Origin of the sequence: Thiocapsa sp., from assembly GCF_011390875.1 — a bacterium.
GTDB lineage: Bacteria > Pseudomonadota > Gammaproteobacteria > Chromatiales > Chromatiaceae > Thiocapsa.
Map to the genome: position 1 here is coordinate 1 of NZ_JAABRP010000208.1, position 7,948 is coordinate 7,948.

The following is a 7,948-nucleotide window of genomic DNA, read 5'->3' on the forward strand; positions in this document are numbered from 1 at the left end:
CGGTCATGATCGCAATCGCGATCGACGAGCATCTGGCGCCTGGACCGAGCGCCGGTCCTCGGCAACATCATGATGCCGGCCCGATCGGCTGCGCTGCCGACGCCCCATTTTGCCTTTAGCGACTTGTTGGCGAATTCTCGTTCCCGCGCAAACGCTCATGCACCCATCTTGATATCAGGTCCGCTTCAGAGAGGTGCTCGCGCCTTGCTCTTCTTCGGAGAGCGGAGATGTCTTCGGATGCCAGACGAATGGAAACTTCCTCTGCGCGCTGGAATACCGGTTCGCTGATTTCGACGAGTTCATCTTCGAAATCCGTGAGATCGTGGACCTGCCAAAAGGCCGCGAGCTCCGAGATTGAGTCGGTTGTCGGTAGGTGTTTCATTTTCTTTTCCACCGCAGATATCGTGCCCGTTCGCGATCGGTCATCGGACGAGCCGTAACGGGATATCCCTTGCCGTCGGGAAACTGGATGACAATGCAAAGCAGATGCTTGTGACTACGTGTTTCTCCGAGAACATGATAGACCGGGTTGGCGCCCTCTGACCTTGCTCGGAGAAGCAACGACGGCGCAAAGCATACTTCTTCGAATTCATCGGGGCTTACGCCATGCCGAGAGATATGATCGATTCTGTCCTCGGGCCAGAGAATTTCTGTGATCATCTGGGCGAAGGTGTTCTAGAGAGAAACGCGGGGTCAAGGAACCTGGGCGCAGGTCTCAAATGTACCACACAGCCGGGCCCGCTCATGGAGCAAAGCCATAAGTGCGGGAACAAGGGGCATCGGGCTCAGGTCTTGATCCGATCTTCGGCAGCGTCATGATGCTGCGCCCGATCGGCTGCGCTGACGATGCCCCGTCTTGCCGTTGGATCCCTTCTCCGCCGCGCGAAATCCGCCGTAACGCGCGATGCAGCTTTCAAGCTGGGTCTTCGCCGTCCGCTGAATCCGCCCGAGCAGGTCGTGATTAACCTCGGTGAGTCCGAACCGCTCCATCAATGCGCGCTCCAGATACAGCGTCAGATGCGCGGCCATCTCGGCATCGGCCTGTGCCCGGTGATAGCGGCCGGTGACCGGTAACCCGGCGTATTCGACCAGGGTGCCAAGCTTGTGGTTGGGCGCTTGGGGCATGACGCGACGGGAGACCAGCATCGAGCAGGCGAAGGCTTGCGGCGTCCTGCGCCCGATGCGTGCCAGCTCGGCATCCCAGAACTTGCGGTCGAACGAGGCGTTGTGGGCGACCAGGGGATAGTCGCCGACGAAGTCTGCAACCTCGGCCATGACTTGGCTGGCCGGCGGTGCCTCGCGCACCATGGCGTTGCTGATCCCGGTGAGGTGCTCGATAAAGGACGGGATGCGCCGACCGGCATTCATCAGGCTCTGGTATTGATCCACGATGCGCCCGTCGCGGATCAAGACGGCCGCGATCTCGGTTGCACGGTCGCCCATGTCCGGCGACAGGCCGGTCGTCTCGAAGTCGATCACTACAACCGGATCCATCCCTCTTTGTCTCCTCGTTGCCGCCGAAGCACTTGCTGGTCAGAGATGCCGATCCGATCCGGTCCTTGGCATGGCGAAGACGTCTCGACCGGCACGCGCGGATCCAATGGTGCACGACTGCCGTCCATGGATCCCAAACCCTGTCGGGAGCATAGCATTGTCGGCCATACCCCACCCATGACGATCCCTGACCTCGGTCAAAAACTCGACCCCGCAGGCCGTTGGGGCCGCGGAAGAGGACGACTGCAAGTCGTCGATCCCGGGGTGCTGTCGCTTCGCTACGATCACCTTCATCGCTCCTGGACGGGGCGGTCTTCGATCACGGATGGCTCATGGCAGATAGGGGATCAACCCGAGCCGCAATGCCTCTTCTTGAATCTCGCGAGGGGCCTGTCTGGCGTCGAGGATGAAGCCGTTCACCCGGATCATCCAGGCCAGCGGATTGGCGCCAAGGCGGCTGGGGAGTGTCCAATTGGGATCGCCTTGGTGGGAGTTGAGCCATTTAAGGATCGCGGTGGACTTCGTCGAGCCCGTGCTCTTACTGACGCCGAAGGGTGAGCAGAGCTCGTCGGCAGTCATGGTCGGGGTCTGGCTTTTGTCGAACAGAAAGTTGACTCGTCCGGCCGAGTAAACGATCCCGCAGGCCCAGATGTTCGGTTTGCCCGTGGCAAGCGGCGAGGGTCGTTTTCGGCAGAGCTTCGCGACCATTCGTCGACAGAGATCCCGGTACTCGGTATTCAAATGGGACTCGCAGAATTGGTCGGTCAACGCGGTGATCGTGTCGTACCGGCCCTGGAGCGCGATCGGCACCCGCTCTGTTTGTTGTCCTGTCATGGCGTCTTAACTTGTTAGCCCTGCAGATTCGGCGGATCCAGGTCCTCGGGCATACGGATTGCGACCAGGCGCTCGCGCTCGACCCAGTTGCCGACCAGCTCGACGTGCTCGTTCTCTTCCGCGGCCATCTCGGCGGCAAGGGCGCGGACCTGCGGCTGCGGTGAATCGGTCGCGACGAACGCGTAGAAGTCGCGACCGCGGATCTCGTTGAAAAGGGCCAGCTCGAAGGCTTGGAGCGGAGTCATCAGATAGCTGACGTCGATGTCGTCGCAATCGACCTCGGGGCTCCCGGGACAGGCCCATTTGAAGTCCCAGGGGGCGATCTCGGGGAGCCGGATGCCCTCGGCGCGCGCGGTCACCTCGGAGGCATGCGCTGCGCTCATGTCGGCGAGGAGTCGGAAGACGGCGGCGACCGTGTGGTTGTGGTGCAGGGTCATGGTCTCGGCCAGCTGGCGATAACGCTCGGCCGATTCGTGCTCGAGCTCGAGGGCATGCACCAGGAACTCGGCGACGGACTCGATGCGCTGCGTCGATGGCGGGCGCGAAGGGGTGCTCATAGCGCAAACTCCCGTTCCAGGTCCGCGGGGGTCGCGGTCGGTTGGTTCTGGGGCTGCCAGACCGGGAGCCGCCGGACGTAGAACAAGCCGAGCGCCATGCCGTCGTCGGCCTGGATAAAGCGGGCGGCATCGACCGGATCGTCGGTGGGCGCCGTCTCGACCGGATGGACCAGGTGCTTCCACTCCTTCTGCTCCGGGCGGAAGGTCTGGCAGGGACTCAAGACCTGTAGAAAGGCGAATCCGGGATGCTCGATCGCCTCCACCAGCAGCTTGGTCAAACCGTTGGGGTCACCCGCAAAACCGCGGGCGATGAAGCTCGCGCCGGCCGCGAGCGCAATCGCCGTAGGCAGGAAGGGCCGCATGCCCGTGCCGTGGGGCGTGAGCTTGCTCTTGGCCCAATCCGGCTGGGTGGTCGGCGAGGCCTGGCCTTTGGTCATGCCGTAGACCTCGTTGTCCATGACGATGTAGGTCAGGTCCATGTTGCGCCGGCAGGCATGTAGGAAGTGGTTGCCGCCGATCGAGAAGCCGTCGCCGTCGCCGCCGGCGACGATCACGGTCAAGTCCGGCCGGGCGGCCTTGAGCCCGGAGGCGAGCGGCAGCGCACGCCCGTGAATGCCGTGGAAGCCGTAGGCATCGACATAGGCCGGCAGTCGGGAGGAGCAGCCGATACCGGAGATCATGGCGACGCGCTCCTTGTGGAGCTTCAGATGCGCCAGTGCCTTGGTGACTGCCGAAAGGACGGAGAAATGTCCGCAACCGGGACACCAGACGGGTGCAACGTCGGACTTGTAGTCCTTGGCGCGGAGGGTCGGGGTGATGCCGGCAACATCCATCTCAAGTCTCCTCGCGCCCGTCACGATCGGTCAGCGCGCGCATGATCTCGGCGGGGCGCAACGGCAAGGGGCCGGGGCGCGCAAACGACCGAGCGTGCTCCGGGAGCGCGCGTTGGGAATGGAGATAGGCGAAGCACTGTGCGGCCTGGTTTTGCTCGACCACCAGGATCGACCCGGCCGAGCCGATGGCCTCGAGCAGCGCGTCGCGCTGCAGGGGTGCAAGCAGGCGCAGGGCGATCGCCCGTGTCGGAGTGCCCGAGTCACGCAGACGCTCCGCGGCCTCGAAGACCGGACCCGCCGAGGAGCCCCAGGTCAGGAGCAGATGGTCGCCCTCGCCTCGGATCTCGGCCCAATCCGGTCCATAGTCGAAGCCGGTCAGCTTATGCAGACGCTTGTCGAGCTGCTCGGCGTGGTCGATCGCGCGACTCGAGGGCGTACCGCCCGCGCCGTGCTCCAGACCCTCGGCCGTATACATGCCGCCCGGCAATCCGGGTAAGGCCATCGGCGAGACCCCGTCCGGCGCCGGCCGATAGCGCCGGTGATCGGGGTCCGCGTCCTGCGCGATCGGACGCAGCAGCCGCGGCCTCTCTCCTGCCCCGAACGGCCGGTCGCCGGGCGGGTCGATGATCGCGCGCGACTGGCCGAGCATCTGATCCGACAGCACGATCGCGACCGTCTGCAGGCGCTCGGCCAAACCGACCGCCCATTCGACCGTGTCGATGCAATCGCGTATCCCCAAGGCGGCCAGGACCAGATGCGGGGCGTCGCCATGCAAGCCGTAGAGTGCGATGTTGAGATCGGACTGCTCGGACTTGGTCGGGATGCCGGTCGAAGGACCGCCGCGCTGGACGTTGACGACCACGACCGGGGTCTCGCTCGCAACGGCCAGACCCAAACCTTCGACCATCAGGCTGAGGCCGGGGCCGGAGGTCGCCGTCAACGAGGGCACGCCGCCGAAGGAGCTGCCGATGATCATGTTGATCGAGGCCAGCTCGTCCTCGGCCTGGAGCAGCGAGCCACCGAGCAGCTCCAAGCGGGGCGCCAACCACTCCAGCACCTCGCTCGCCGGGGTGATGGGATAGGCGGCGACGAATCGCACCCCGCCGCGAACGGCGCCCAGTCCGGCGGCCTCGTTGCCGCTGATGTTCCAGCGCGCGACAGCCGGGGCAAGCGCCGAAGGAGACACTGGCACCGCATCTGCCGCCGAATAGCCCGAGCGGATGCAATCGAGCGACGGGGTCAACACCCGACCGCCCTTGCCGCCGAGCGTTGTCCGAGCGCCTGCTTCGAGCGCATCCAGCGGCAGTCCGAGCATTGCGCCGACCATGCCGAGCGCGACCATGTTCACCCGGCCTTCAGCCGCGGCATCGGCGAGCGCCTTCCAGGGGAGGCTGCGGACCTGCGCACCCGAACGGACGAGAATCTCGGGGATCGGCCCGGCCTGCGCGTCCGTCAGAATGAGACTGTCGCGATCGAGCGGAAGCTCGTCGGCAAAGCGGGCGACGTTCTCCCAATCCAAACCCACGAGCAGGTCAAAGCGATCGCCCATGCACTCGATCGGCCGCAGCCCGAAGCGCAGCATGGCTGCGGACTCCCCGCCGCGAATCTGCGGACCGGCCGAGCGGCCGAGCAGGCCGAAATAGCCGGCGCGACCGACGGCGGCAAGCAGGATGAGCCCCGCCGTGACCGCCCCGCTGCCGCCGGAGCCCGTGATGGCGAGGGTGGCGCCCCCGGCGAGGGTCGGTCGATCGGTCATCCGCACTCCGCTCGTTGAAATCGCACCGACTATTGGAACCGCAAAGGCGCGGCCGGCGCAAAGGTTTTCGAGCACCGTTGTCTGTGCGACACGGCCGCGTTGGTCAGGCCTGTCGGAAACCCTCCAACGCCCCGATGGCTCGTGCCCAAGATCATGATTCAAAAAATAAAAAAATATGGCACGCCGTATGCTTAAGGAGTCGCAACAACTTCGAGGAGCTGGGCATGGAACCGCAACAGGTCACGATCAACGACACCACCCTGCGCGACGGCGAGCAATCGGCCGGCGTTGCCTTCTCGATCGAGGAAAAACTCGCGATCGCGCGCGGTCTCGACACGCTCGGCGTGCCCGAGCTCGAGGTCGGCATCCCGGCGATGGGCGACGAGGAGCGCGAGTCGATCCGCGCCGTCGCCTCGCTCGGTCTCTCGGCACGTCTGATGGTCTGGACGCGGATGCGCCCTGCCGACATCGCGCAATGCCGTGACCTGGGCGTCGACATGGTGGATCTGTCGATCCCGGTCTCCGACCAGCAGATTATCCACAAGCTGGGACGCGACCGCGCCTGGGTCATCGCGCAGATCCGACACCAGGTCGCGGTCGCGCTGGACATGGGGCTCGAGGTCTGTGTCGGTGCCGAGGATGCCTCGCGCGCCGATCCGGAGCTGCTCTGGCTCGCCGCTGAGGCCGCCCAAGATGCCGGCGCCCGGCGCTTTCGCTTCGCCGACACGGTCGGCTTGATGGATCCCTTCACGGTCTACGAGCGTATGCGCGACCTGCGCGCCATGGTGGACATCGAGATCGAGATGCACGCCCACGACGACCTCGGGCTGGCTACCGCCAACAGCCTCGCAGCGGTGCGCGGGGGCGCGACGCACCTCAACACCACCGTCCACGGGCTCGGCGAGCGGGCCGGCAACGCCGCGCTCGAGGAGGTGGTCATGGGGCTCAAGCACATCCACGGCATCGACAGCGGGATCGACCTGCACACCTTCGCGGAGCTCTCCGGGCTGGTCGCACGGGCCTCCGGAAAGCCGGTCGCCTGGCACAAGAGTCTGGTCGGCGACGGCGCCTTCACGCACGAGTCCGGCATCCATGTCGACGGTCTTCTGAAGGATCCGCTGAACTATCAAGGCATCGATCCGGCCGAAGTCGGGCGTCGGCATCACCTGGTGCTGGGCAAGCATTCCGGCCGACACGCGGTCCGCCAAGCCTATGCCGATCTCTTGCACTGCGAGCTGGGTCTCGACGATGCCGACCGGCTGCTTCCCTTGGTCCGGCGCTTTGCGTCCGAGAGTAAGCGCGCGCCCGAGGCACCGGAGCTGATGGGCTTCCTCGCCGAGATCGGCAACCCTTGGGCCGTCCGGGTCCAGTAGGCCGGGGAGGAGAAGCCTGATGGATTTCTTGGATTTCGATGGCGAGCCCATGTATTTCGACGAGCCCGTCTCGCCGGAGGTGGAGCGACTCCTCGAGGAGGCGGCGGAGGGCTACGGCGACGACACCGCCGAAGATCGCCTGCTACACGCCTATTTCCTCCAGCCCGAGCACCTCACGGTCCTGGTTGCGCTCTATCGCTATTTCTACTACCGGCACAGATACCGCGAGGCCCTGATCACCGCCGACCGTGCGATCGCACTCACCGCGGCCCGACTCGACCTGCCGACCGACTGGCGCAACCTGCGCGAGTCCGATCTCGGGCAGTCCGTGCTGATCTCGATGAGCCTGACGCGATTCCTGTTATTGGCGCTGAAGGGCTCGGGATACCTCCTGTTTCGCCTCGGCGATGCAGCGGGCGCATTGAAACGCTTCGAGAAGATCGCCGAGGTCGACACCAGCGACCGGCTCGGCATCGGCGAGCTGCATGCGATGGCGCGGTCTGCGGTGACTCGATCCGCGCTCGATGGCGCGGGGGGGAATGTGCGGTACTTCAAGGGCTAAATCGCGTCCTGTGCGATGGTCGATGTCGCGCTTACCCTGACGCCCGCTGTACCCCGGTTGGTCTGCGCCGGACGCGATTTAGGATTGAAAGGATTTTTCGGAGACTTGAACAGCCACGTCGCTGATCGGATCGGTCTTATGAAAACGGCCCGCGACTCAATCATGCCACCGTGACTTTAATGAAGGAGATGATCATGACCGACGATGAATTCGACCTCGACCTCGAGGAGCTTTCCAGCGCCGAAGATTTTCTGACCTATTTCGAGATCGATTTCGATCCCGCGGTCGTCCATGTCAATCGCCTGCATATCCTTCAGCGCTTCCACGATTATTTGGAGCAGGTCGACGAGATGCCCGATTCGGGGATTGCCCGTCGCGCCCTGTATTCGGATCTCCTCAAGTCGGCCTATCGCGATTTCGTGGTCTCGGATGCCGCGACCGAGAAGGTCTTCCGCGTCTTTCGAATGAACGAGCCCAAGAGCGTGCGGGTCGCGCTCAGCGACCTGACCGAGCAGATGCCCAATGCGGCCCGGCTTTGA

Annotated in this window: 9 protein-coding genes; 3 read left to right on the forward strand and 6 right to left on the reverse strand. The window is 64.6% G+C overall.

The features are described from left to right. Positions 1-115: 115 nt before the first annotated feature. The 6 genes from GPT33_RS15170 to GPT33_RS15195 all read right to left on the reverse strand — a co-directional run bounded on the left by GPT33_RS15170 (position 116) and on the right by GPT33_RS15195 (position 5,474). Positions 116-382, reverse strand: a complete 267-nt coding sequence (locus GPT33_RS15170; protein ID WP_086010401.1) for a CopG family antitoxin — start codon at positions 380-382, stop codon at positions 116-118. A 431-nt stretch (positions 383-813) separates the two neighbouring features. Then, positions 814-1,494: a 3'-5' exonuclease gene (locus GPT33_RS15175; RefSeq protein WP_296810382.1), complete on the reverse strand. Its 681-nt coding sequence runs from the start codon at positions 1,492-1,494 to the stop codon at positions 814-816. Positions 1,495-1,824: 330 nt separating this feature from the next. Then, positions 1,825-2,328, reverse strand: a complete 504-nt coding sequence (locus GPT33_RS15180) for a DUF6398 domain-containing protein (RefSeq protein ID WP_296810387.1) — start codon at positions 2,326-2,328, stop codon at positions 1,825-1,827. A 14-nt stretch (positions 2,329-2,342) separates the two neighbouring features. Further along, positions 2,343-2,885: a ferritin family protein gene (locus GPT33_RS15185; protein WP_296810390.1), complete on the reverse strand. Its 543-nt coding sequence runs from the start codon at positions 2,883-2,885 to the stop codon at positions 2,343-2,345. Beyond that, positions 2,882-3,718, reverse strand: coding sequence for a 2-oxoacid:ferredoxin oxidoreductase subunit beta (locus GPT33_RS15190; RefSeq protein ID WP_296810393.1), 837 nt, complete (start codon positions 3,716-3,718; stop codon positions 2,882-2,884). Before GPT33_RS15190 ends, GPT33_RS15185 begins: the two co-directional genes overlap by 4 nt. A gap of 1 nt (position 3,719) precedes the next feature. Then, on the reverse strand, positions 3,720-5,474 hold the full coding sequence (locus tag GPT33_RS15195; protein WP_296810396.1) for a 2-oxoacid:acceptor oxidoreductase subunit alpha: 1,755 nt from the start codon (positions 5,472-5,474) through the stop codon (positions 3,720-3,722). A gap of 224 nt (positions 5,475-5,698) precedes the next feature. Here GPT33_RS15195 and nifV point away from each other — a divergent pair, with 224 nt between their 5' ends. The 3 genes from nifV (at position 5,699) to GPT33_RS15210 (ending at position 7,948) form a co-directional block, all read left to right on the forward strand. Next, positions 5,699-6,847, forward strand: coding sequence for a homocitrate synthase (gene nifV / locus GPT33_RS15200; protein ID WP_296810399.1), 1,149 nt, complete (start codon positions 5,699-5,701; stop codon positions 6,845-6,847). A gap of 19 nt (positions 6,848-6,866) precedes the next feature. Further along, positions 6,867-7,409, forward strand: a complete 543-nt coding sequence (locus GPT33_RS15205) for a hypothetical protein (protein WP_296810401.1) — start codon at positions 6,867-6,869, stop codon at positions 7,407-7,409. Between the two features lie 194 nt (positions 7,410-7,603). Beyond that, positions 7,604-7,948: a nitrogenase-stabilizing/protective protein NifW gene (locus GPT33_RS15210; RefSeq protein ID WP_296810406.1), complete on the forward strand. Its 345-nt coding sequence runs from the start codon at positions 7,604-7,606 to the stop codon at positions 7,946-7,948.

What these genes read in the sequence shown, in the direction of transcription:
- GPT33_RS15170 (WP_086010401.1), bottom strand. Translation starts at nt 382, where the DNA reads ATGAAACACCTACCGACAACCGACTCAATCTCGGAGCTCGCGGCCTTT.
- GPT33_RS15175 (WP_296810382.1), bottom strand. Translation starts at nt 1,494, where the DNA reads ATGGATCCGGTTGTAGTGATCGACTTCGAGACGACCGGCCTGTCGCCG.
- GPT33_RS15180 (WP_296810387.1), bottom strand. Translation starts at nt 2,328, where the DNA reads ATGACAGGACAACAAACAGAGCGGGTGCCGATCGCGCTCCAGGGCCGG.
- GPT33_RS15185 (WP_296810390.1), bottom strand. Translation starts at nt 2,885, where the DNA reads ATGAGCACCCCTTCGCGCCCGCCATCGACGCAGCGCATCGAGTCCGTC.
- GPT33_RS15190 (WP_296810393.1), bottom strand. Translation starts at nt 3,718, where the DNA reads ATGGATGTTGCCGGCATCACCCCGACCCTCCGCGCCAAGGACTACAAG.
- GPT33_RS15195 (WP_296810396.1), bottom strand. Translation starts at nt 5,474, where the DNA reads ATGACCGATCGACCGACCCTCGCCGGGGGCGCCACCCTCGCCATCACG.
- nifV (WP_296810399.1), top strand. Translation starts at nt 5,699, where the DNA reads ATGGAACCGCAACAGGTCACGATCAACGACACCACCCTGCGCGACGGC.
- GPT33_RS15205 (WP_296810401.1), top strand. Translation starts at nt 6,867, where the DNA reads ATGGATTTCTTGGATTTCGATGGCGAGCCCATGTATTTCGACGAGCCC.
- GPT33_RS15210 (WP_296810406.1), top strand. Translation starts at nt 7,604, where the DNA reads ATGACCGACGATGAATTCGACCTCGACCTCGAGGAGCTTTCCAGCGCC.